We start from the raw sequence: 22,627 nt of genomic DNA on the forward strand, positions 1-22,627 counted from the left end.
CGGCATGAGCAGGGCATCCCGAGCGCACCAGCGCCTCGCGGTCCGCTACTTCGACGACCGCATCCTGCTCACGGACACCTGCGCATGGGCGTATTTCCGGCTCCCGACGGTCAGCTACGAGTTCGTCACACCCGAGGAACGCGAGGCGCTGGCCACCAACATCACGATCGCGCTGGCGGCGATCAGGATGCCCGACGCCGAGGTCCACCTGAGGGTCGCGCACCGCACGTACCCGGCGGCGGAGTGGGCCATGGCGCTCAACGCCACCTCCGACGAGGGGCCCGGCTGGCGCGACTACCTGGAGGAGATGTACCGGCACGTCTGGGCCAAGGACTTCTGGTCGAAGGAGGTCTACCTGGGCGTGCGGCTCGGCCCGCGCGGCAAGCAGCTCGGCAGCGGCGTGCTGAGCCAGCTCCTCGGCTTCTACCAGAAGACCGAGAAGGTGCTGGGGATGGACGACGACCACGTTCCCGACAGCGAGATCGGGCGCTGGACGGAGCAGGCGGAACGGCTCGGGCGAGCACTCGCGTCGAGTGCCCTCTACGCCCGTCACGCCACCTCCGTCGAGGTGGCGTGGCTGTTCCAGCACTCGGCCGCGGGCGCGCTCGGCGACCCGCCGCCCTCGGCCAGCCCGCGCAGGCGCTGGGGCAAGGGCGAGATCGAGTCGCTGGTCGAGGGCGAGATCCACAACGGCAGGTCGCTGCTGCGGATCGTGCAGCCGCAGGGCGACTCCTACGTGGCGCACCTGTCGTTCGCGCGTTTCCCCGACCTGATGCCCTTCCCCGACGGGGAGCCGTGGCTGCACTTCGCCGACCAGTTGCCGTTCCCGGTGGAGGTCTCCTCGCGGATGCGGCTGATCCCGCCGGTGAAGGCGTCCAAGGACGTGGCGCGCAAGCTGGCGCACGCCCGCGACATGGACCACCACATCCGCGAGGCCGGCGCGGAGGCGCCGCTGGCGCTGGCCGAGCAGATCGACGCGGCCCGCATGCTGGAGCACGGCATCACCAAGGAGCGGCTGCCCTTCGTGTACGGCTGGCACCGCCTGATCGTCGCGGCCCCGACCGAGGACATCTGTGTGCAGCGGGTGGAGGCGGTGGTCGAGCACTACCGTGACATGGGCATCGACGTGGTCAACTCGACCGGCGACCAGTTCTCGCTGTTCTGCGAGACGCTGCCGGGCGAGAAGGTGCGCGTCAACGCTTACGCCCAGCGCCAGCCGCTGCGTACGATCGCCGGCGGCATGGCCACGGCCACCGTCGATCTCGGCGACCGGCTGGACGAGGGCAGTGAGGGCTGGCTGGGCCCGTACATCGGTGAGACCGTCGGCAGGGCGCGCAGCATCGTGCACTTCGACCCGCTGGTGGCGGCCACGCGCAACCGGCCGACCGCCATCGCGATCACCGGCGAGCCCGGCGGCGGCAAGACCACGCTGGCGCTGCTGATGATCTACCAGATGGCGCTGCGCGGCGTGACGGTCGCGGTGATCGACCCGAAGGGCGACGCGGAGTCGCTGGTACGGCTGCTGGAGAAGCGGGGCCGCAAGGCCCGCGTCATCCCGCTCGGCTCGGCGGCCCCCGGGCTGCTCGACCCGTTCTCGTTCGGCGACGACATCGCGGCGAAGAAGACCATGGCCACCGAGACGCTGCGGCTGCTGCTGCCCCGCATGTCGGAGGAGCGCGAGTCGGCGATGATCCAGGCGGTGGCGGCCGTGTCGAACGGCGAGGACCCCTCGCTCGGCAAGGTCGTGGACTTCCTGGACCAGGCCGAGGACGCGGCGTCGAAGAACCTCGGCGCGGTGCTGCGCTCGATGTCGGAGATGCACCTGGCCAGGCTGTGCTTCGACCCGTCAGGCGGCGACCAGATCGACACCGAGGGCTGGACGACCGTGTTCACGCTCGGCGGGCTGACGCTGCCCGACGTGGCCACGGGCAGGGAGGACTACTCCTACGAGCAGCGGCTGTCGGTGGCCCTGCTCTACCTGGTGTCCCAGTTCGCGCGCAGGCTGATGAACGGCCTCGACCGGCGCGCCCCCAAGGCGATCTTCCTGGACGAGGCGTGGGCGATCACCTCCACACCCGAGGGCGCCAAGCTGGTGCCCGAGGTCAGCAGGATGGGCCGTTCCCGCAACACCGCTCTGGTGCTGGTCTCGCAGAACGCGGGAGACCTGCTGAACGAGCAGGTGACCAACTGCCTGTCGTCCGTCTTCGCGTTCAGGTCCACCGAGAGGGTGGAGGTGGACCACGTCATGTCCCTGCTCGGGGTGGAGTCGTCCGAGGAGCACAAGGCCGTGCTCCGCTCCCTGGGCAACGGCGAATGCGTATTCCGTGATCTGGATGGCAGGGCGGGGCGTATGGGCGTAGACCTGATCTCCGAAGAACTTCTCCGCTGGCTCGACACGAACCCGACACACGACAAACCCGGCGGCACGGGGCATGATGATCTTCAGGGGGGCGTGGGCAGGGCGCAGGAGGTACGGTCATGAAGGTCCGGCTATCCCGACGAATCGCGCTGGCTCTCGCGCTCGTCACCGGCATCCTCGTGGTGCCGCTCGTCCTGGGCGCGACGTCCACTCCGGTCGCCGCCGCCCCCTGTGACCTGTCAGGACCGCTTTCGCCCGAGATGGTGGGCAGCGGCACCGACGGGCTGATCCAGCCACCCGCCCCGCCGGCCGGCACGCCCGCGGCGACCACCAACTACGCCCAGTTCGGGATGAGCGGGCAGTTCTGGCACACCCACGAGCTGACCTGCTCCGACTACGTGGCCGTGCTCGGCAACATGTGGGCCAACGGCATCTTCACCGCGGCCAAGGCCGTCGACCGGCTGACGATCACCACGTACCAGGCGGCGGCCACGGAAGGACCGCTCCAGGCGATCAAGGACGTGGTCGACGACATCGTCACGCGGCTGGCCGACGCCGTCTACTGGGACTTCCTCCAGCCGATCGTCATCCTCGGCGCCATCTGGCTGGCCTGGTACGGGCTGATCCGCAAGCGGGCCACCACGACCGCCGAGGGCGTGATCTGGATGGTGCTGGCGGTCACGGTGGCGGTGTGGTTCTTCAGCCGGCCGGGAGACTTCACCGGCCTGGGCAAGGTCGTCACCGACAAGACCGGCGAAGTGGTCAACTCCGCCTTCTCCGGCCTGCCGGGCGCGGGCGGCGCGTCCTGCCTGCCGCCGCCCGGCGGCGGCGCCAGCCCGCAGGTGCAGGCGGGCGGCTACGCGCAGACCGGCACCCCCGGGGTCGACCAGAACGCCGACGCGCTGTGGTCCACGCTGGTCTGCAAGCCGTGGCTGGTCGGCCTGTTCGGCACCGCCGACCCGCAGCAGCCGATCGTGCGCGACTGGGGTCGCAAGGTGCTGGAGATGCAGTCGGTGCCGCAGGCGGTGGCCGGGCAACCGGCTCCCGACGTGGGAGCCCGCCAGTCGGAGTACGCGGCGCTCGGCGACAAGCTCAGGAACGACCCCCGCTACGCCACCTTCTCCGGCCGCGACTGGTCCAACCGGCTCGGCGTGGCCGTCGGCGCGTTCATCGCCGCCCTGGTGGCGGGCCTGCTCATCTTCCTGGTGGCGGTGTCGCTGCTGGTGCTGAAGGTGGGCTTCCTGCTCCTGCTCATCCTGGGGCCGATCTTCCTGCTGATCGGAGTCCATCCCGGCAGCGGGCGGATCGTCGCCCTGCGCTGGGTGGAGATGCTCATCGGCACGCTGCTGAGACAGGCCGTGCTGACGATCGTGCTGAGCGTCCTCGTGTACGGGTACGCGCTCATCATCTCCACCGCCATGCCCTGGGGCATGCAGGTGCTGTTCATGGCCCTGCTGACGATCGCGGTGTTCTTCTACCGCCGCCCGTTCCAGCACCTGTTCGCCTCCATGAGCGGCCACACGGTCACCACCCGCATGCTCGGCGAGGCGGCGAGTTCGTCCGTGCTTGAGCGGTCGGCGGGCGTGCTGCCGCCGGTGGCGTCGGCCAGGATCGGCCGCTGGGGCCTGCGCAAGGCCGAGCCGCTGATCAGGGCGGCCAGTGCGGCCAACCCGGCGGGCGCGGCGGCCACGGCCGCGGCGGGCGGCCAGGTCAGGATGCGCGGCGAGGAGGGCGAAGGCGCCGCCGCCGGCACCAGGGTCCCGGCCACGGCGGCTCCCCTCGACACCGACGCGCAGGGCGGCAGGGCGGCCGGGCGGGGCACGCCCGAGCCGCGCAAGGGCACCGCGCCCCCGCTCAACCTGGGCACCTCGGCTCCTCAGCGCGGGCCCGCGGCCGGCGGTCCCCGGGTCGGCGGCGGGGCCGCGGCCTCCACCGGCTCAGCGGCCTCGGCGGCCTCGGCGGCCTCGTCGGGCTCCTCCGGCGGCTGGTTCGGCGGGGCGTCCGGCGGTGGCTGGGCGCGGCGCGGCGGTTCATCTGGTGGCTCACGCTCCGGCGGGTCGCGCTTCGGCGGGTCCGGCGGGTCACGATCAGGCGGGTCGCGCTTCGGCGGGTCGGGCGGCTCCCGTACGGGCGGCACGCGCTCGCGCGGCTCCGGCGGCGGCCTCTTCGGCGGTTCAGGCGGTTCAGGCGGGTCCGGCGGGTCCGGCGGGTCCGGCGGATCGGGTGGCTCAGGCGGCGGGCTGTTCGGCGGCGGGTCGCGCAACGGCTCGCGTTCGGGCAACGGCTCCCGCTCCGGGGGCGGGACGTCGCCGGGGCCCCGGATCTTCGGCTCGGGCGAGTCGTCGTCGCGCTCCTCCGAGGCGCCCCCGCTCTGGCTGCGCAGCAGCGGCAACGGCGGCGGCTCAGGAGGCGACAGCCCCGACGTGCCCTTCTGGCTCAAGCCGAACAACCCCGACAAGGACTAGAACATGGCGCAGGCAGGTGACAGGCGGGGGGTGGCCTTCGCCGCCATCGTCGTGGTCATCGCGGCGGTCGGCATCTACCTGACGATGTGGCCCGACTCCTCCGAGGAACCCCAGGCGCGGCCGGAGGCGGCCAGGGCCACCAGCTCCGCCGTGGCGTCCAGCACGCCGCTGGCCACCGCGAGCGCCGCGCCGTTCGACGTGTACGCGTACCTGCCGATGAAGAAGGAGCAACTGGCGGCGGCGGCCGACCTGGCCACCCGGTTCACCGCCGCCTACGGCACCTTCCGCTTCGACGAGGATCCCGCGGCCTACGCGGGGCGGCTCAAGGCGTACACCACGGCCGAGCTCGGCGACACCCTGACCAGGACGATGACCTCGGCCGGCACCGTCGAGGCGAACAAGAACGACCAGATCGTCTCCACGGCCACGGCCGCGCTCAAGGAGATCAGGCAGGTCGACAAGAGCTCCATCGTCTTCGTGGTCACCGCGAACAGGCAGGTCACGGCCACCAGCGGCAACAAGCTGGTCAGCGAGGAGTTCGCGGTGACGGTGAGCCAGTCGGGAGCCGACTGGCGGGTCTATGACATCCTGCCCGCCGCCGACGGCCAGGACGGAGATCCCCCCTGGTGAAACTCTCCAAGACCCGGCTGGCCCTGATCATTGGCCTGGCCGGCATGCTGCTCCTGGTGGCGGTCATCGTCTCACCGCTGCTGCTGATGTCGATGCCGTCGTTCCTGAGCGACAGCGCCTCCGTCGACTGCGACGACACGGCCCAGGTGGAGGAGGCGTCCGACTCCGCCTCGTCCGACATCCCGTCCGAATACCTGGAGCTGTACAAGGACTACGGCAAGCGGATCGGCGTCCAGTGGAACATCCTGGCCGCCGTGGGCAAGCGCGAGACCGACCACGGCCGCTCCTCCCTGCCCGGCGTCAAGAGCGGCACCAACTCGGCGGGCGCGGCCGGGCCGATGCAGTTCCTCATCTCGACGTGGGGCGGCAAGGCGAGGGTCGCGATGTCGTCGACGTTCAACGGCTACGCCTCCGACGGCGACGGTGACGGCGTCGGCGACGTCTACAACCCCGCCGACGCCATCCTCGGCGCGGCCAAGATGCTCAAGCGCAACGGCGCCCCCGAGAACGTGCGGCGGGCGCTGTTCGTCTACAACCGGGCCTGGTGGTACGTGGACCAGGTCGAGGAGATCGCCAGGAAGTACGCCAAGTCGGGAGCGGTCAAGGTGCCGCCGCAGGCGTCGGAGGAGTGCGACGAGCCGCTGGTCGAGGCCGCGCCCAGCGACGTCGTGGCCAAGATCCTGCAGTACGCGCTGGCGCAGCGCGGCAAGCCGTACCTGTGGGGCGGCACCGGGCCCGACTCCTTCGACTGCTCGGGGGTCATCTACGCGGCCTACAAGGCGGCCGGGCTGACGATCCCGCGCACCACGTTCGGGCAGTGGCCGTTCGGCGTGAAGGTGTTAGAAGGCGAGGAACAACCCGGCGACCTGGTGTTCTTCAACGCCGGCCCCGGTACGTCCGCGAACAACCCCGGCCACGTGGGGCTGGTCGTGTCGAAGGGCAAGATGCTGGAGGCGCGGTGCCGGTTGTGCGGCCCCATCAAGGTCACGAGTTACCAGGCGCGCGACACCCGCGTGGGCTTCACCCGCCCGCTGCAGAACCCCGGGGTGCAGGAACAGCTGAAGAAGCTGCAGAATCGCACCCTATGAGGATCTTTCTGTTGCGGACGCCGTCCGCATGAGCGTGATCGTGGTCGTGGCCGCGGTGATCGTCGGGCCCGGCGGCCGGGTGCTGGCCGCGCAGCGCGCCGAGCCCGCCGCGCTGGCCGGCGGCTGGGAGTTCCCCGGCGGGAAGGTGGACCCCGGCGAGAGCGAGGAGGTCGCGCTCGTCAGGGAGTGCAGGGAGGAGCTCGGCGTCGAGGTCGCCGTGGGCGCGCGCGTGGGCGGCGACTGGCCCTTGGCGGAGGGGTACGTCATGCGCGTCTGGCTCTGCTCGCTGATCTCGGGGACGCCGGAGGCCAGGGAACACCTGGCGCTGCGCTGGCTCGGGCCGGGGGAGTACTACGAGGTCGAATGGCTGGGCGCGGACCTGCCGATCATGAAGACGGTGGAGAGTCTCCTCCCGCGTGATTAGGACATCCCTCTCTGTGACAGAATGATTACTAGGCGTTATTTTGTGTCACGGTGGGGAGATGGGGCGCGATGCGGCGTGGATGGGGCGTCGCCGGGGTGCTGACGCTGGTGGCGGTGCCTTCTGTGCCTGTGGCGGCGACCGGGGTGTCGCTGGTGCTGGAGCGGGTGCACGAAGGCGGCGAGGTCGGCAAGCAGGTCAGGACCGGGGACGTGCAGCGTTTCCGGGTCCGGCTCAACGGCATGGCCAAGGGGGCCAGGGTGGCGGTCGCGGCCAGCCCGGCTACGGCCCTGACCGAGGTCTCGTGCCCGCCCCTGCTGGACCCGCGTCCTACGGCGGGTGCCGACGGCCTCGGCGCCGCGACCCCGGCCGGCGTCGTCGGCCAGGCTTCGGCCGGGCCTGCGGGAGCGGCTGCGCCCGGGCTCGCTGGGCAGGGCGCGGCTTCGGCCGGGCTCACCGGGCAGGGCACGGCTTCAGTCGGTCTCTCCGGGCAGGGCTCGGCTTCGGCCGAGGCGGTGGGTGCCGGTGAAGGGGGCGGGGCGGCTGGGCGGTTGGCCAGGCGGGCGTTGCGGGTCGTGGGCGATCCGGCGGCGCCGGGTGCCGTTCCGCCGGGGGCGGGGGTGTGCCGGTTGGGGAAGGTCGCCGGTGAGCGGGCCGTGGACGTCACGGTCAAGGCGCCCGCCGGCGCGTGGGAGGTGGTGCTCGCCGCGGTGGCCAGGTTGCGCGGGACCGGCGACGGGCCGACGATCCTGAGCAGGAGCACCGCCGTACAGGTCGGAGGGACTCGCATCACGGGGGAGCGGGCGACGTTCAGCGGCCGGGCCCACCGTCTCCCGCCGCCCAAGCGCGACGGCCTCGACCAGCGGGCCCACACGAGCCCGCTCGCCTCCCCGGCCCCGACCCCGACCCCGGCCCGGCCCTCGACCAGGCCCCCGGCTGGGGCAGGCGCCGCCCCGACCGTCGGCGCGTCCCCGATCGCGGGAACGAGACCGAGCCCAGGAGCCACGCCGAGCGCACGAGCGACGGCAAGGGTGCAGGGCCCGGGAAGCGCGGCGAGGGCCGACCGGACGGCGAGGGGTCACCGGACGGTGAGGGCCGGTAGGGCGGCGAGTGCGACTCCTGCGGCGGGTGCGGGCGGCCCCGCGGCCGGCGCGGGTTCCGCGGCGAGCGCGACCCCTCCGGCGAGCGGCGTCCTCGCGGCGAGTCCGGCTCCTGCGGCGAGTGCGGCGGTGGCCGCCGGAGGGGTGCCCGCCCTTCCGCCGTTCCCGCCCGTCACCCCCATCGTCCCCGTCACCTCCGTCACCCCCGGCGTGCCCGGTCCTGGCGTGCCTTCAGGAGGCGTGCCGCAGGCGTTGCCGAGCGCCGCCGTGAGCCTGCCCGCCGGTACGCGGCTCCTTGCCTCGTTCCAAGCCGAAGGCCCCGGCGGGGCGGCGCCGCTGCCGTGGGAAATGGTGTCGGCCGCGAAACACGTTCATCCGGTGCGTTACGTCAGCCCGATCGACGGGCCGCAGGCGTTGCCCATGGTCGCGGGGGCCATCGGAGTGCTGCTCGGAGGGCTCTGGATCGTTGTCACGGTACAACGAGGGCGTAACCGGAGAAACGTGTTGTAATTCCGTCTTTACTGTTACTTTTACCCGGCTAGTATTCCCTTTGACCATGGTTCCGGGACTGCGCGGAGGGCACCGGTGGCACGCACGCGAGCGACGGCCCTGTCCGCTGTCGTCCTGGCGCTCGCACTGACGGGCGCCGGAGCGACCCCGTTCATCGTGCAGAGCGCGAGCGCCTCCGTGACCGCCTTGGATCCCGTCGAGCCATGTGACGTCGGCGAGGTCTGCGACATCACCCCCGAGACCACCGTCACCGTCACCACCACTTTGGGCGAGCCCACTCCCGAGGAGACGGACTCGGCGCCGGAGACGACGGTCACCAAGACGGTGACCGCGACCCCGACGAAGAAGACCAAGGCGCCGACCCCCACGAAGACCAGCCCCACCACGACCCCTCCGCCGACTCCTCCGACGCAGAACCCGCAGCCGCTGCCCACGCAGCCCGCCGAGGTGCCGTCCACGACGGAGCCGACGACCACCCCGGAGGAGACCGTCTCGATGCCGGCCATCGCGCCGGAGGAGACCACCCCCGTCGTGCCGAGGCCCAGCGAGACGCAGGTCGCCTCCGACGAGGAGGTGCCGCTGGAGCTGCGTAACGCGGCGCCGGAGTTCGACCAGCGCACGCTGACGCAGAAGCTCAGCATCCCGGCGCTGGTGCTGGTCCTGCTCGCGCTCTTCGCCGTGCTCATCTTCGAGGGCCGGCTGCGCCGGATGGCCCACGCGGCGGCCGTACGGAAGGCGGGGCCCCCGATCGGCGGGCCCGAGATGCCTCCGCCCGGCGCCGGCTACCCGGCGGGGCCCGGTTACGCCACGGCGGGCTTCCAGGCCCCCGGCTATCCGGGCGGCACCGCGTACGCGCCCATCATCAGCTTCGTGCCGGTGCAGACCTACCCCAGCGTCCCGCCCGGCTACCAGGACTCGAACCACCCGTATCCGCCCCAGGGTTACGTGCAGGAGCCGTACCAGGAGCCCGTTCAGGAGCCTGTGGTCCTACATCCGGACGAGTTCGACTCCTACAGCGAGCCGCCGTCCCGCGAGCGTGATCTGTTCGAGCCGGCGACCGAGGTGCGTGACCCGTTCGAGCCGGCGTCGGGTCCGCGTGAGCGCGACCCGTTCGAGCCGCTGGTGCCGCCGGTGCCGTCGGACATCCCGCCGGGTGGGGCCGGCCCGTACGACGGCGACCAGGAGCAGCCGCTCGGCCCTGCCTCGGCCGCCGAGTCGGGTGACCCCGACCCCTGGAAGCCCTCCGCCGCGGGTTCGCTGTTCGAGCCGGCCGCCAAGGAGACCGGCCCTGGCGCGGGAGATTCCACGACGGCCACCGACTACGAGCCGCCGCCCTACCTGGCGCCTGACGCGGACGTGACGGCCGTGCAGCCGCTGCCGCCCCAGTTCCAGGAGCAGCCGCCGCAGGAGCCGACGAAGGAGATGCCCGACGCCAAGCGCAGGCGTTTCGGCCGGAAGAAGAAGTAAGACCAGACGGACGCAGAAGTGCGGGGGCCGGTCGTCCGGCCCCCGCTCTTCTGATTTGGTACGCCTACTTGCTGTTGCTGTTGCTGCTGCTGCGCTTGAAGATCTTGTTGCCCAGCCACACCAGCGGGTCGTACTTGCGGTCCACCACGCGCTCCTTCATCGGGATCAGCGCGTTGTCGGTGATCTTGATGTGCTCGGGGCAGACCTCGGTGCAGCACTTGGTGATGTTGCAGTAGCCGAGCCCGTGCTCCTCCTGCGCGGCGTCCTGCCGGTCGGCCACGTCGTACGGGTGCATGTCCAGCTCGGCGATCCGCATGAGGAACCGGGGACCGGAGAAGTTGCTCTTGTTCTCCTCGTGGTCACGGATGACGTGGCAGACGTTGTTGCACATGAAGCACTCGATGCACTTGCGGAACTCCTGCGAGCGCTCGACGTCCACCTGCTTCATCCGGTATTCGCCCGGCTTCACCCCGCTCGGCGGGGTGAAGGAGGGCACCTCCCGGGCCTTCTGGTAGTTGTAGGACACGTCGGTGACGAGGTCCTTGATGACGGGGAAGGTCCGCATCGGCGTGACCGTGATGGTCTCGTCCTCCTCGAAGGTGGACATGCGGGTCATACAGCCCAGTCGCGGCTTGCCGTTGATCTCCATGCTGCACGAGCCGCACTTGCCGGCCTTGCAGTTCCACCGCACCGCCAGGTCGGGCGCCTGCGTGGCCTGGAGGCGGTGGATGATGTCGAGGACGACCTCGCCCTCGTTGACCTCGACGGTGAAGTCCTCGAGCTTGCCCTCGCCGCCCTCACCGCGCCAGACCCTGAACTTTGCCTTGTAGCTCATGACTTCGCTATCCCGTCGAACTCGGTCATCTCTTCGTCGGTGAGGTATTTGCTCAGCTCGTCCCGGTCGAAGAGGGTGATCAGGTCGTCGCGCATGGATGGCTGGACCTTCTCCTCGACCTGCACGGACGTGCCGTCCGCGGTGGAGCAGACGAGCAGCTTGCGGCGCCAGTCCGGGTTCATCCCGGGGAAGTCGTCGCGCGTGTGCCCGCCGCGGCTCTCCTCGCGCAGCAGCGCGGCGCGGGCCACGCACTCCGAGACCAGCACCATGTTGCGCAGGTCGATCGCGAGGTGCCAGCCCGGGTTGTAGATGCGCGAGCCGGCCGCGCCGACCATGCGCACCCGCTCCTTGAGCTTCTCCACGGCCTCCAGGGCCTCGGAGACCTCCTCGGCCTTGCGGATGATGCCCACCAGCTCGTTCATCGTGCGCTGGAGCTCGTGGTGGACCTCGTAGGGGTTCTCGCCGCCGCGGTTGAGCGGGGCCAGCGCCTCCTCCAGGGCCGCGTCCACCGACTCGGACTCGACCTTGGGCCGCGCGGCCAGGCCGTCCACGTACGCCGCCGCGCCCGCGCCCGCCCGGCGCCCGAACACCAGCAGGTCGGACAGCGAGTTGCCGCCCAGCCGGTTGGAGCCGTGCATGCCGCCCGAGACCTCGCCGGCCGCGAACAGCCCGGGAACGGCCGCCGCGCCGCTGTCGGCGTCGACCTCGACGCCGCCCATGATGTAGTGGCAGGTCGGCCCCACCTGCATGGGCTCGGCGGTGATGTCGACGTCGGCCAGCTCCTTGAACTGGTGGTGCATCGACGGCAGCCGCCGCTTGATCTCCTCGGCGGGCAGGCGGGTGGAGACGTCGAGGAAGACGCCGCCCTGGGGTGAGCCGCGACCGGCCTTCACCTCGGCGTTGATCGCGCGGGCCACCTCGTCACGCGGCAGCAGCTCCGGCGGGCGCCGGTTGTTGGCCTGGTCGGTGTACCAGCGGTCGCCCTCTTCCTCCGTGGTGGCGTACTTGTCCTTGAACACCTCGGGGATGTAGTCGAACATGAAGCGCTTGCCCTCGGAGTTGCGCAGCACGCCGCCGTCACCGCGGACGGACTCGGTGACCAGGATGCCGCGCACCGACGGAGGCCAGACCATCCCCGTGGGGTGGAACTGGATGAACTCCATGTTGATCAGGTTCGCGCCGGCGAGCAGGGCCAGGGCGTGGCCGTCGCCGGTGTACTCCCAGGAGTTGGACGTGACGACGTACGACTTGCCGATGCCGCCGGTGGCCAGGACCACGGCGGGGGCGTCGAAGAGGACGAAGTTGCCCGTCTCGCGCCAGTAGCCGAACGCGCCGGAGATCGCGTCGCCGTCCTTGAGCAGCCGGGTGACGGTGCACTCGGCGAAGACCTTGATGTAGGCCTCGTAGTCGCCGTGGGCCTCGTAGTCCTCCTGCTGGAGGGCCACGACGCGCTGCTGCAGGGTGCGGATGAGCTCCAGGCCGGTACGGTCGCCCACGTGTGCGAGCCGTGGGTACTCGTGCCCGCCGAAGTTCCGCTGGCTGATCTTGCCGTCCTTGGTGCGGTCGAACAGCGCGCCCCAGGCCTCCAGCTCCCACACGCGGTCGGGCGCCTCCTTGGCGTGCAGCTCGGCCATCCGCCAGTTGTTGAGGAACTTGCCGCCCCGCATGGTGTCACGGAAGTGCACCATCCAGTTGTCGTCGGGGTTGACGTTCCCCATCGCGGCGGCCGCGCCGCCCTCGGCCATGACCGTGTGGGCCTTGCCGAACAGCGACTTGCAGATGATCGCGGTCCGCTTGCCCTGCTGGCGGGCCTCGATCGCGGCCCGCAGGCCGGCCCCGCCCGCGCCGATGACGACGACGTCGTACTCGTGGCGCTCTATGTTGTGCGTGTTTTCCACTGAAAGCTGTCCTTACGCGTACGGGAAGGCGATGATGCCCTTGGCCACCAGGCGCACGTACAGGTCGGCGCCCATGACCGAGAACATCGAGGCCCACGCGAGGGGTTGGTGCTTGGCGTTGAGCTTGGACACGAACGTCCAGGCCCGGTACCGCAGCGGGTGACGGGAGAAGTGGTTGAGCCTGCCCGCGGTGATGTGCCGGCAGGAGTGGCACGACAGCGTGTAGGCGTTGATGAGGACGGCGTTGGCGATCAGGATCCAGCTGCCCAGGCCGAGCGGCTTGTGCACGACCGCCAGGACGGCGTCGTAGGCCAGGATGAGGCCGATCACGATGGCCGCGTAGAAGAAGTACCTGTGGATGTTCTGGATGATCAGCGGGAAGCGCCGCTCACCGGTGTACTTCCCGTGCGGCTCCTGCACGGCGCAGGCCGGCGGCGAGAGCCAGAAGGAGCGGTAGTAGGACTTGCGGTAGTAGTAGCAGGTCAGCCGGAACCCGCCGGGCAGGGCCAGGATGAGCAGCCCCGGCGAGAGCGTGTACCAGTCGCCGATCGGCGCCCAGCCGAACAGTTGCGCCCCTTCGGGACACGTGACCGCGGCCAGACAGGGCGAGGCGAACGGGGCGATGTAGGGATCGACGAAGATGCTGTTGTCGATGATCGCCCATACACCGTAGACAAGAAATGAGCTGAGCCCGAGGAACGTCACGAGCGGGACCAGCCACCATCTGTCCGTACGCAGGGTGCGCACCTTGACTTGCGCACGCTGCCGGCGGACCGGGGCTTCGGGCGTCGTCTGGGTCATCGCGGACCTCTCCACCTCCCGCGGACCCTTAGCGCAGGGGGTCCGTGGTTTCGATTCACTGGGCGCGCTCTCAGGGCGGGATCCGCTCGGGCGCGCGCGTTGGTGGGGGATACGTTACGACGACAGGATCGACATTTGTGAGCGGGGTCACTCACTTTTTCGATGACTAGCTGTGATTCCTGTCACGTAGCCCGTCAGAGGGGCTGTTCGAGGGGCGGTAACTTCACCACTGTCACGAAAAAGTTATCGATTTGCCGGACAACGCGAATAAATTGCTCGAAGTCGACGGGTTTCGCGACATATGCGTTCGCGTGTAACCGGTAGCTGCGGAGGATGTCCTCCTCCGCCTCGGACGTCGTCAGGATCACCACCGGGATCGTACGTAACTCGGCGTCGGCCTTCACCTCCTCCAGCACCTCCATGCCGCTCATCCTGGGCAGATTGAGGTCGAGCAGCACCAGGTCGGGGCGCGGCGCGCCGGCGAACTCGCCCTCGCGGCGCAGGTAGGCCATCGCCTGCTCGCCGTCGTTGACCACGTTGAGCCGGTTGTGCACCTTGTTGAGGTCGAAGGCCTCCCTGGTGAGCAGGATGTCGCCCTGGTCGTCCTCCACCAGGAGCACCTCGATCGGCCGCCAGCCCTTCATCGCTCGGCTCCCGTGGCGGGCAGCGTCCACCGGAACGTCGCGCCGCCCCCGCCGTCGTTCCCGTCCAGCCACAGCGTTCCCCCGTGATACTCGACGATCTTGCGGCAGAGCGCCAGCCCGATGCCGGTTCCCGGATAGACGTCTCGCGGATGCAGCCGCTGGAAGATGAGGAAGATGCGGTCGGCGTACTTGGGCTCGACCCCGATGCCGTTGTCGGAGCAGCTGAACTCCCACTGGTCGCCGTCGCGCCTGACCCCGATGTGCACGCGTGGCGGGTCGTCGGCGCGGAACTTGACGGCGTTCTCGATGAGGTTCTGGAAGAGCTGCGTGAGCTGCAGCTGGTTGCCGAGGACGCGGGGCAGCTCGTCGCGCGTGACGACGGCGCCGGTGTCCTCGATCGTGGCGGACAGGTTGTCCAGCGCCCGGTCCAGCGCCGCGCCCGTGTCGGTCTCGGTCTTCTCGCCGGTGACCCGGCCGACGCGGGAGAAGTCGAGCAGGTCGTTGATCAGCAGCTGCATGCGCTTGGCGCCGTCCACCGCGTAGTGGATGTACTGCCTGGCCCGCTCGTCGAGCTGGTCGCCGTAACGCTGCTCCAGCATCTGCGTGAAGCTCGCCACCTTGCGCAGCGGCTCCTGGAGGTCGTGGCTGGCCACGTACGCGAACTGCTCCAGCTCGCTGTTGGACCGGCGCAGCTCCTCGGTCTGGTCGGCGGCCGTCCGCCAGGCCGAGACGACGCGGGCGCGCATGGAGTCGATGTGGCTGGACAGCTCGGCCAGCTCAAGGGGCCTGTCCACGTGCAGGTCGTGGTCGAAGTCGCCGGCGGCGACCGTACGGACCTGCTCGGTGAGCTGGTCGATGGGTTTGAGCACGGCGTAGCGCACGATCACGGCCAGCCCAGCGCCGCAGGCCAGCAGGAGCGCGAAGACTACGATCAGCGCCACGGTCAGCCGCTCGACCTGCGCGGCCGCCTCGGGGCGCGGGTTCAGCTCGGCGGTCCTCGCGGTCATCGTCATGACGATGACGACCCCGGCGGCGAACGTGAGGCCGGCCACCGTCCCGGTGGCCAGGAACCAGCGGGCGACCGGCACCCGGCCCAGGCCGATCGGCTCCTTGGGAGGAGGAAGGGGATGGATCGTCATGTTCTCCTCCTCCGCACCATGACCACGGCCAGGTCGTCGCTCAGCCGGCCCACGTGGGTGATGAGCCGGTCGAGGTCGATGGCGCCGTGGTCGCGTACCAGGTCGAGCAGGCCCTCCACGCCGAGCAGCCGGCTGGGCTCGCCCACGGCGGCCTCGATCAGGCCGTCGGTGTAGAGCATCATCGACCACTCCGCGCCCAGCGGGACGTCGATGACCGCCCACTCCGCGTCGGCGAAGATGCCGAGCGGCGGGCCGGAAGGCGCCTCGGTCACCACCCGCACCTCACCGTCGCGCACCAGCAGCGGCGGCGGATGGCCGACCACGCGCATCGTGGCGTGGCTCAGGTCGGGGCTGATCGTGGCCGTGCACAGCGTGGTGAAGATCTCGGGGGCCTTGCGCTCGGCCCGCAGCAGGGTGTCGAGCGTACGCAGCAGCGTGTCGTCCGGCTGCCCGGCCAGGACCAGCGTGCGCCAGGCGATGCGCAGCGCCACGCCGAGCGCGGCCTCGTCGGGGCCGTGGCCGCACACGTCGCCGATCACCAGGTGCACCGAGCCGTCCGGCGTCTGCACGGTGTCGAAGAAGTCGCCGGCCAGCGTGCCGCCGCTGCCCGGCAGGTAGCGGGTGACGTGTTCGATGGCGGCCGAGCGCAGCAGCGGGCTGGGCAGCAGGGCGCTCTCCAGCCGCGCGTTCTCCTGGGCTGTCAGCTCGGCCTGGACGAGTTTGAGCTGGGCCAGGTCGGCGCGCTTGCGCTCCATCGCGTACCGGATGGACCTGGCCAGCAGCCGGGCGTCCACGTCGCCCTTGACCAGGTAGTCCTGGGCTCCCGACTGCACCGCCGAGACGCCGACGTGCACGTCCCTCAGCCCGGTGAGCACCAGCACCGCCGTGTGCGGCGCCAGCGCCAGCACCTCCTCCAGCGCCTCCAGCCGGCTGGCGTCGGGCAGGGAGAGGTCGACGAGCACGCACTGGATCTGGGGGGTCAGCAGCTCCTTGGCCTCGCGCAGACTGCGTGCCCTGAAGATGCGCGGCGGTGCCAGGACCTGGTTGAGCAGCTCCTCGACGAGGAAGGCGTCGCCGTCGTCGTCCTCGATGAGGAGCAGTGTGAGCGTCTGAGAAAGGTTCGCCGTCAAAAAGCCTCTCCGGGTAGAACCGCCTGGTGCTCATTCTGCGATGATTTCGGTCCGTTGTGGAAGCGTGCTCTCGTGACCGGCTTGCGCGATGAGTTCGACTCCCTGCGGAAGCGTCCCCTCGTGATCGGCTTCCAGGACGAAGGAGAGCAGGGTCTCCCTGAACGCCTGCGCCGCCCTGGTCGGCTCGACGTCCTTGCGGTGGGCCAGCGCGATCGTCCGGCTGAGCCCCGGCGGCGCGAGCGGCGTGCCCAGCAGGCCGGGCCGGCCGTCGAGCACCATCGACGGCACCACGGCCACGCCCAGGCCAGCCTCCACGAACCGCAGCACGGCGTCCATCTCCCCGCCCTGCACCGCGAACCGGGGCTCGAAGCCCGCCTGCCGGCAGGCCGCCAGTGTCGCCTCGCGCACGTCGTAGCCGCGCCTGAACATCACCATCGCCCGGCCGCGCAGGTCCTCGATCCGCACGTAGGGGCCCTTGATCTGCGCGTGGGACGGGGAGACGACGACGAGGTTCTCGCGCAGGATCTCCTCGGTCACCAGCGAGGGATCGTCGCTCTGCAGCGGCATGATGATCAGCGACAGGTCGAGCTGCCCCCTGGCCAGCGCCCTGATCAGGTCGCGCGAGCCGCCCTCCTCCACCAGCAGCTCGATCCCGGGGTACGCGCGATGGAAGCGGGCCAGCGCGTCGGCCAGCAGCCCCGCGCACAGCGAGGGCGTGGCCCCCAGCCGCACCCGGCCCCGGCGCAGCCCCGCCAGCTCGGCCACCTCCTGCCTGGCGGTGTCGGCGTCGGCCAGGATCCGGCGGGCCAGCGGCAGCAGCGCCTCGCCGGCCGCGGTCAGCGTCACGTTGCCGCGCGCCCGCGAGAACAGGGGCGCGCCGAGATCGGCCTCCAGCGCCTTGATCTGCTTGCTCAGCGACGGCTGCGCGACCCGCATGCGCTCGGCCGCCTGGGTGAAGTGCCTGGCCTCCGCCACCGCGACGAAGTACGCGAGCTGCTGAAACTGCATGTGATTTTCCTCGCACCAGCCCGGTGTAAGCCGGCGATAAAAGCCGCGCCTTGCCTCATCATAGCCCGTGGCTATCGAAACCAGATCCGTCATGACTTGGACGGATCAATGCTGGATACCTAGCGTCGAAGACGTGACTGCCACGATAGAGCGCGGTGCCGCCACCGCGTCTGTTACCCCCTCCCATAAGGCCCCGGCCAAGGCCCCGAAGAGGAAGAAGCCGGGCGGGTTCCTGGGCTCCTCGAACGGCAAGAAAGTCGTCATGGCCGTCACGGGCGCCGTGATGGTGCTCTTTCTTCTCGGCCACATGCTCGGCAACCTCAAGATCTTCTTCGGCCGCGAGTCCTTCAACGACTACGCCCACGCGCTGCGCACGCTGCTTGAGCCGCTGGCTCCGTACCGCACGCTGCTGACGCTCGTGGAGATCGTTCTCGTGGTGTCGGTCGTTCTTCACATATGGGCCGCGATCTCGCTGTCCCGCCGCGCGGGCAAGGCCAGGCCGGTCAAGTACGTGGCCAAGAAGTCGCAGGCCGGCGGCTACACCACGCACATCATGCGCTGGGGCGGCGTGACGATCGTGCTGTTCCTGGTCTGGCACCTGCTCGACCTGACCTTCGGCGTGGTGAACCCGAAGGGCTTCGACTCGGCCCCCGCCGACCGGATGATCGCCGGCTTCGACGCTTCCCGGTGGTGGGTGACGCTCATCTACGTCGTCGCCGTCGTCATGGTCGGCCTGCACCTGCGGCACGGCCTCTGGAGCGCCTTCCAGACCCTCGGCTGGGCCGGCCACGGCCGCTACCGCCTGCTCCGCGTGTCGGCCGCCCTGGTCTCCGCGGTCCTGGTCATCGGCTTCCTGGCCCCGCCCCTCGCGATCACGTTCGGAGTTGTCAAGTGAAGTACACCGAAGGCTCCGAGATCAGGGACACCAAGGCTCCCGCCGGGCCCATCGAGGAGCGCTGGGAGAAGCGCAAGTTCAGCGCCAAGCTGGTCAACCCGGCCAACAAGCGCAAGCTCAACGTGATCGTCGTCGGCACCGGCCTGGCGGGCGGCTCGGCCGCGGCGACCCTGGGCGAGCTGGGCTACAACGTCAAGTCGTTCTGCTACCAGGACACGCCGCGCCGCGCCCACTCCATCGCCGCGCAGGGCGGCATCAACGCCGCCAAGAACTACCGCGGCGACGGCGACAGCATCTACCGCCTGTTCTACGACACCGTGAAGGGCGGCGACTTCCGCGCCCGCGAGTCGAACGTCTACCGCCTGGCCCAGGTCTCGGTGAACATCATCGACCAGGCCGTGGCGCAGGGCGTGCCGTTCGCCCGCGAGTACGGCGGCCTGCTCGACACCCGCTCCTTCGGCGGCGCCCAGGTCTCCCGTACGTTCTACGCCCGCGGCCAGACGGGGCAGCAGCTGCTGCTGGGCGCGTACCAGGCGCTGGAGCGGCAGATCGCGGCCGGGACCGTCGAGATGCACACGCGGCACGAGATGCTCGACCTGATCGTGGCCGACGGGCGGGCGCGCGGCATCATCGTGCGCGACATGGTCACCGGCGAGATCGAGCGCCACCTGGCCGACGCCGTGGTGCTGGCCACCGGCGGCTACGGGAACGTGTTCTTCCTGTCCACGAACGCCAAAGGCTGCAACACCACCGCCATCTGGCGGGCCCACGAGCGCGGCGCGTACTTCGCCAACCCCTGCTACACGCAGATCCACCCGACCTGCATCCCCGTCTCGGGCGAGTACCAGTCCAAGCTCACGCTCATGTCCGAGTCGCTGCGCAACGACGGCCGGGTGTGGGTGCCGCTGCGCAAGAACGACGAGCGCGCCCCCGGCGACATCCCGGAGGAGGAGCGCGACTACTACCTGGAGCGCATCTACCCGGCCTTCGGCAACCTGGTGCCGCGCGACATCGCCTCCCGCGCCGCCAAGAACGTCTGCGACGAGGGCCGCGGCGTCGGCCCCGGCGGGCTCGGGGTCTACCTCGACTTCAGGGACGCCATCAACCGCCTCGGCCGGGACGCGGTCGAGAAGAAGTACGGCAACCTGTTCGAGATGTACGAGCGCATCACGGGCGAGAACCCGTACGACGTGCCGATGCGCATCTACCCCGCCGTCCACTACACGATGGGCGGGCTGTGGGTCGACTACGACCTGCAGTCCACGATCCCCGGCCTGTTCGTCGTCGGCGAGGCCAACTTCTCCGACCACGGCGCCAACCGGCTCGGCGCGTCGGCGCTGATGCAGGGCCTGGCCGACGGATATTTCGTGCTTCCGACCACCATCGGCGACTACCTGGCCGCGGGCCCGTTCGGCGACGTGGACGAGGAGGCCGTCGCGCAGGCCGAGATCAAGGTCCGCACCAAGATCGACCGCCTTTTGTCCGTGAACGGCACCCGCACGCCCGACTCCTTCCACCGTGAGCTGGGCAAGCTCATGTGGGACTACTGCGGCATGGAGCGCACCGAGGAGTCGCTGCGCAAGGCGCTGGAGCGCATCCCCGAGCTGCGCGAGGAGTTCTGGCAGAACGTCAAGGTGAGCGGCACCGCCGAGGAGCTCAACCAGGTGCTGGAGAAGGCCGGCCGCGTCGCCGACTTCTTCGACCTGGCCGAGCTCATGTGCCTGGACGCCCTCATCCGCACCGAGTCCTGCGGCGGCCACTTCCGCGCCGAGTCGCAGGACGCCGACGGCGAGGCCCTGCGTGACGACGAGAACTTCGCGCACGTCTCGGCCTGGGAGTTCGGCGGCGAGGACGGGCCGGTGCTGCACAAGGAAGCGCTCGAGTACGAGTACGTCAAGATGACCCAGCGGAGCTACAAGTGAACCTGACCCTGCGCGTATGGCGGCAGAGCGGCCCCTCGGACGCCGGACGCATGGTGACGTACAAGGTGGAGGACGTCTCCCCGGACATGTCCTTCCTGGAGATGCTCGACGTCCTCAACGAGCGCCTCATCCTGGAGGGCGACGACCCGATCGCGTTCGACCACGACTGCCGCGAGGGTATCTGCGGCATGTGCGGCATGGTCATCAACGGCGTGGCCCACGGCGAGCAGCGCGCCACCACGACGTGCCAGCTCCACATGCGCCACTTCGAGGACGGCGCCGAGATCACCATCGAGCCGTGGCGCGCGGCGCCGTTCCCGGTCGTCAAGGACCTGGTGGTGGACCGCAGCGCGTTCGACCGGATCATCCAGGCGGGCGGCTTCGTCTCGGTCCCGGCCGGCTCCGCGCCCGACGCCCACAGCATCCCGGTCCGCAAGGAGGACGCGGACGCGGCCTTCGACGCGGCCACCTGCATCGGCTGCGGCGCCTGCGTGGCGGCCTGCCCGAACGGCTCGGCATCCCTCTTCACCGCCGCCAAGATCACCCACCTGAGCCTGCTCCCGCAGGGCCAGCCCGAACGCCTCACCCGCGCGAAGGCCATGGTGGACCAGATGGACGCGGAGGGCTTCGGCGGCTGCACCAACACGGGCGAGTGCACGGCGGTGTGCCCGAAGGGCATCCCGCTGGACGCGATCGCCCAGATGAACAGCGATTATCTGAAGGCCAACGCCAAGTAGGAGCCGGTTCAGAATGATGGGCGCAACTATCATAGTTGCGCCCATCATTATTGAACGCAGGTGATCAGATGGTCAGCAAACCGGAGCGACTGTACGGCCGCGACACCGAATGGGAGGAACTCACCGAGTTCGGCACGGCGTCCACGCCGGGTGCCACCTTGGGGCTCGTCTACGGTCGTCGCCGGCAGGGGAAGACCCTCATGCTCGAACTTCTGGCGCAGGAAACCGGCGGCTTCATCTTCGCCGCGACCCAGCAGACAGAGGCGCAGAACCTCGCCGATCTCGGCGCGGCCTTCGCCGCCCATCGCCGCATGCGTCAGCCGGTCCCCTTCCGCGACTGGCGGGAGGCACTCGACGAACTGCTCCGCCTGGGTGAAGAGCGCGCCGTGCCGGTGATCATCGACGAGTTCCCCTACCTCGTGTCGGCCACGCCTGCGCTTCCGTCGTACCTGCAACAGGCGCTCAGCCCGACCGGGCACGCGAAGGAGCACACGCGTACCCGCATGATCCTCTGCGGAAGCGCTCTGACGACGATGACGCAACTTCTCGGCGGTGGCGCTCCGTTGCGAGGCCGGGCGGTTCTGGAGCTGGTCGTGCGGCCTTTCGGCTTTCGTGACGCGAGCGCCTTCTGGGGGCTGACCGACGATCCCGAGCTGGCCTTCCGGGTCAACGCGCTGGTCGGGGGTACGCCCGCGTACTTGGAGATGAGCGGCGGATCGGGGCCCGCCACGCTCAAGGGCTTCGATCGATGGGTCGAGAGGCGACTGCTGAACCCCGCCTCCGCGATGTTCAGAGAAGGCGGGCTGCTGCTGCGCGAGGAGCCGTCGATCTCCGATCCCAGCTCCTACTCCGCAGTGCTGGCGGCCATCAGCGCGGGAAGCCACCGCCGCTCGGAGATCGCCGCCGCCCTCGGGCGGCCTGTCGGCGCGCTGGCGCATCTGTTCGCCGGCCTGCAGAGCATCGGGCTCATCGAGCAGGTGGACGACGCGCTGCGGCAGAAACGAAGCGTGTTCAAGATCGCCGAGCCGATCGTCCGGCTCCATCAGCTCATCACTCAGCGGCGAGAACCCGAGCTGGTGGCCGGGCGGGGGGCGCGGGTCTGGCGGGCGAACGCCGACACAGTCGCCTCCAAGATCTACGGCCCCCATTTCGAGGACCTGGCCCGTGAGTGGAGCTTCCTGCACGCTTCCGACGACACGCTGGGCGGAATCGCGAGTGCCGTCCGGCCCAGCGAGGTCTCGTGCCGGACCCACAAACGCGGACATGAGCTCGACCTGGTGGTGACGGAGGTCCGTCCATCCGCTCCTGACCGCATCACGGCGATCGGAGAGGCCAAGGGCACTCTTGCGCCCATGGACCTCCCGCAGCTCCAGCGGCTGGAACATCTGCGTGAACTGTTGCCGGACGCCCAGGTGACCCAGCCGCCCAAGCTGCTGCTGTTCGCCCGCTCGGGGTTCACCGAAGGGTTGACGGAGGTGGCGCGATCACGTGCGGATGTGGAGCTGATCGACCTGTCGCGCCTGTACTCGGGGGAGTGAGCACTCATGTGGCCTAATTAGTATGTTGTGCAGCATACTA

18 protein-coding genes are annotated in these 22,627 nt (G+C 70.1%); 11 read left to right on the forward strand and 7 right to left on the reverse strand.

All coding sequences use genetic code 11. The annotated features are described in order from the left end of the window. Nucleotides 1–4: 4 nt before the first annotated feature. From AB0C28_RS35860 to AB0C28_RS35890, 7 genes are all read left to right on the forward strand, one after another. Nucleotides 5–2,482, forward strand: a complete 2,478-nt coding sequence (locus AB0C28_RS35860; RefSeq protein WP_357854893.1) for an ATP-binding protein — start codon at nt 5–7, stop codon at nt 2,480–2,482. After that, nucleotides 2,479–4,824, forward strand: coding sequence for a type IV secretion system protein (locus AB0C28_RS35865; protein ID WP_358080122.1), 2,346 nt, complete (start codon nt 2,479–2,481; stop codon nt 4,822–4,824). Before AB0C28_RS35860 ends, AB0C28_RS35865 begins: the two co-directional genes overlap by 4 nt. A 3-nt stretch (nt 4,825–4,827) precedes the next feature. Next, complete coding sequence (locus AB0C28_RS35870) at nt 4,828–5,454, forward strand: hypothetical protein (protein ID WP_358080123.1); 627 nt, start codon at nt 4,828–4,830, stop codon at nt 5,452–5,454. Beyond that, nucleotides 5,451–6,542, forward strand: a complete 1,092-nt coding sequence (locus AB0C28_RS35875; RefSeq protein ID WP_357854885.1) for a bifunctional lytic transglycosylase/C40 family peptidase — start codon at nt 5,451–5,453, stop codon at nt 6,540–6,542. The genes AB0C28_RS35870 and AB0C28_RS35875 overlap by 4 nt, the downstream gene beginning before the upstream one ends. A gap of 28 nt (nt 6,543–6,570) precedes the next feature. Further along, on the forward strand, nt 6,571–6,966 hold the full coding sequence (locus AB0C28_RS35880; RefSeq protein WP_357854883.1) for a (deoxy)nucleoside triphosphate pyrophosphohydrolase: 396 nt from the start codon (nt 6,571–6,573) through the stop codon (nt 6,964–6,966). 68 nt (nt 6,967–7,034) lie between these two features. After that, complete coding sequence (locus AB0C28_RS35885; protein ID WP_358080124.1) at nt 7,035–8,573, forward strand: hypothetical protein; 1,539 nt, start codon at nt 7,035–7,037, stop codon at nt 8,571–8,573. Between the two features lie 75 nt (nt 8,574–8,648). Beyond that, nucleotides 8,649–10,040, forward strand: coding sequence for a hypothetical protein (locus AB0C28_RS35890; RefSeq protein ID WP_358080125.1), 1,392 nt, complete (start codon nt 8,649–8,651; stop codon nt 10,038–10,040). Nucleotides 10,041–10,104: 64 nt separating this feature from the next. Here the strand turns inward: AB0C28_RS35890 and AB0C28_RS35895 are convergent, their stop codons facing one another. From AB0C28_RS35895 to AB0C28_RS35925, 7 genes are all read right to left on the reverse strand, one after another. After that, on the reverse strand, nt 10,105–10,875 hold the full coding sequence (locus AB0C28_RS35895) for a succinate dehydrogenase/fumarate reductase iron-sulfur subunit (protein ID WP_358080126.1): 771 nt from the start codon (nt 10,873–10,875) through the stop codon (nt 10,105–10,107). After that, nucleotides 10,872–12,773: a fumarate reductase/succinate dehydrogenase flavoprotein subunit gene (locus tag AB0C28_RS35900; protein WP_358080127.1), complete on the reverse strand. Its 1,902-nt coding sequence runs from the start codon at nt 12,771–12,773 to the stop codon at nt 10,872–10,874. The genes AB0C28_RS35895 and AB0C28_RS35900 overlap by 4 nt, the downstream gene beginning before the upstream one ends. Before the next feature lie 12 nt (nt 12,774–12,785). Then, complete coding sequence (locus AB0C28_RS35905; protein ID WP_346113286.1) at nt 12,786–13,574, reverse strand: hypothetical protein; 789 nt, start codon at nt 13,572–13,574, stop codon at nt 12,786–12,788. A gap of 194 nt (nt 13,575–13,768) precedes the next feature. After that, nucleotides 13,769–14,218: a response regulator gene (locus tag AB0C28_RS35910; protein ID WP_358080128.1), complete on the reverse strand. Its 450-nt coding sequence runs from the start codon at nt 14,216–14,218 to the stop codon at nt 13,769–13,771. After that, nucleotides 14,215–15,357, reverse strand: a complete 1,143-nt coding sequence (locus AB0C28_RS35915; RefSeq protein WP_358080129.1) for an ATP-binding protein — start codon at nt 15,355–15,357, stop codon at nt 14,215–14,217. Before AB0C28_RS35915 ends, AB0C28_RS35910 begins: the two co-directional genes overlap by 4 nt. Beyond that, complete coding sequence (locus AB0C28_RS35920) at nt 15,354–16,487, reverse strand: fused response regulator/phosphatase (protein WP_358080130.1); 1,134 nt, start codon at nt 16,485–16,487, stop codon at nt 15,354–15,356. The genes AB0C28_RS35915 and AB0C28_RS35920 overlap by 4 nt, the downstream gene beginning before the upstream one ends. Before the next feature lie 30 nt (nt 16,488–16,517). Beyond that, nucleotides 16,518–17,495, reverse strand: a complete 978-nt coding sequence (locus tag AB0C28_RS35925) for a LysR substrate-binding domain-containing protein (RefSeq protein ID WP_358080131.1) — start codon at nt 17,493–17,495, stop codon at nt 16,518–16,520. A gap of 133 nt (nt 17,496–17,628) precedes the next feature. Between AB0C28_RS35925 and AB0C28_RS35930 the strand changes: the two genes are divergently transcribed. The 4 genes from AB0C28_RS35930 (at nt 17,629) to AB0C28_RS35945 (ending at nt 22,587) form a co-directional block, all read left to right on the forward strand. Further along, entirely contained in the window at nt 17,629–18,390 is a 762-nt protein-coding gene (locus tag AB0C28_RS35930) for a succinate dehydrogenase cytochrome b subunit (protein WP_357854856.1), read from the forward strand. Next, complete coding sequence (locus AB0C28_RS35935) at nt 18,387–20,312, forward strand: fumarate reductase/succinate dehydrogenase flavoprotein subunit (RefSeq protein WP_357854854.1); 1,926 nt, start codon at nt 18,387–18,389, stop codon at nt 20,310–20,312. Before AB0C28_RS35930 ends, AB0C28_RS35935 begins: the two co-directional genes overlap by 4 nt. Further along, complete coding sequence (locus tag AB0C28_RS35940) at nt 20,309–21,049, forward strand: succinate dehydrogenase/fumarate reductase iron-sulfur subunit (RefSeq protein ID WP_357854851.1); 741 nt, start codon at nt 20,309–20,311, stop codon at nt 21,047–21,049. The genes AB0C28_RS35935 and AB0C28_RS35940 overlap by 4 nt, the downstream gene beginning before the upstream one ends. 68 nt (nt 21,050–21,117) lie before the next feature. Continuing rightward, entirely contained in the window at nt 21,118–22,587 is a 1,470-nt protein-coding gene (locus tag AB0C28_RS35945; protein WP_357854847.1) for an ATP-binding protein, read from the forward strand. The last annotated feature ends 40 nt before the right edge of the window (nt 22,588–22,627 follow it).

Origin of the sequence: Nonomuraea sp. NPDC048892, assembly GCF_040649735.1 — a bacterium.
Lineage (GTDB): Bacteria > Actinomycetota > Actinomycetes > Streptosporangiales > Streptosporangiaceae > Nonomuraea > Nonomuraea maheshkhaliensis.

Excerpts from the sequence above, each read along its gene's own strand:
- AB0C28_RS35910 (WP_358080128.1), bottom strand. The coding sequence starts at position 14,218 with ATGAAGGGCTGGCGGCCGATCGAGGTGCTCCTGGTGGAGGACGACCAG.
- AB0C28_RS35870 (WP_358080123.1), top strand. The coding sequence starts at position 4,828 with ATGGCGCAGGCAGGTGACAGGCGGGGGGTGGCCTTCGCCGCCATCGTC.
- AB0C28_RS35945 (WP_357854847.1), top strand. The coding sequence starts at position 21,118 with ATGGTCAGCAAACCGGAGCGACTGTACGGCCGCGACACCGAATGGGAG.
- AB0C28_RS35880 (WP_357854883.1), top strand. The coding sequence starts at position 6,571 with ATGAGCGTGATCGTGGTCGTGGCCGCGGTGATCGTCGGGCCCGGCGGC.
- AB0C28_RS35905 (WP_346113286.1), bottom strand. The coding sequence starts at position 13,574 with ATGACCCAGACGACGCCCGAAGCCCCGGTCCGCCGGCAGCGTGCGCAA.
- AB0C28_RS35860 (WP_357854893.1), top strand. The coding sequence starts at position 5 with ATGAGCAGGGCATCCCGAGCGCACCAGCGCCTCGCGGTCCGCTACTTC.
- AB0C28_RS35915 (WP_358080129.1), bottom strand. The coding sequence starts at position 15,357 with ATGACGATCCATCCCCTTCCTCCTCCCAAGGAGCCGATCGGCCTGGGC.
- AB0C28_RS35865 (WP_358080122.1), top strand. The coding sequence starts at position 2,479 with ATGAAGGTCCGGCTATCCCGACGAATCGCGCTGGCTCTCGCGCTCGTC.
- AB0C28_RS35925 (WP_358080131.1), bottom strand. The coding sequence starts at position 17,495 with ATGCAGTTTCAGCAGCTCGCGTACTTCGTCGCGGTGGCGGAGGCCAGG.
- AB0C28_RS35885 (WP_358080124.1), top strand. The coding sequence starts at position 7,035 with ATGCGGCGTGGATGGGGCGTCGCCGGGGTGCTGACGCTGGTGGCGGTG.
- AB0C28_RS35895 (WP_358080126.1), bottom strand. The coding sequence starts at position 10,875 with ATGAGCTACAAGGCAAAGTTCAGGGTCTGGCGCGGTGAGGGCGGCGAG.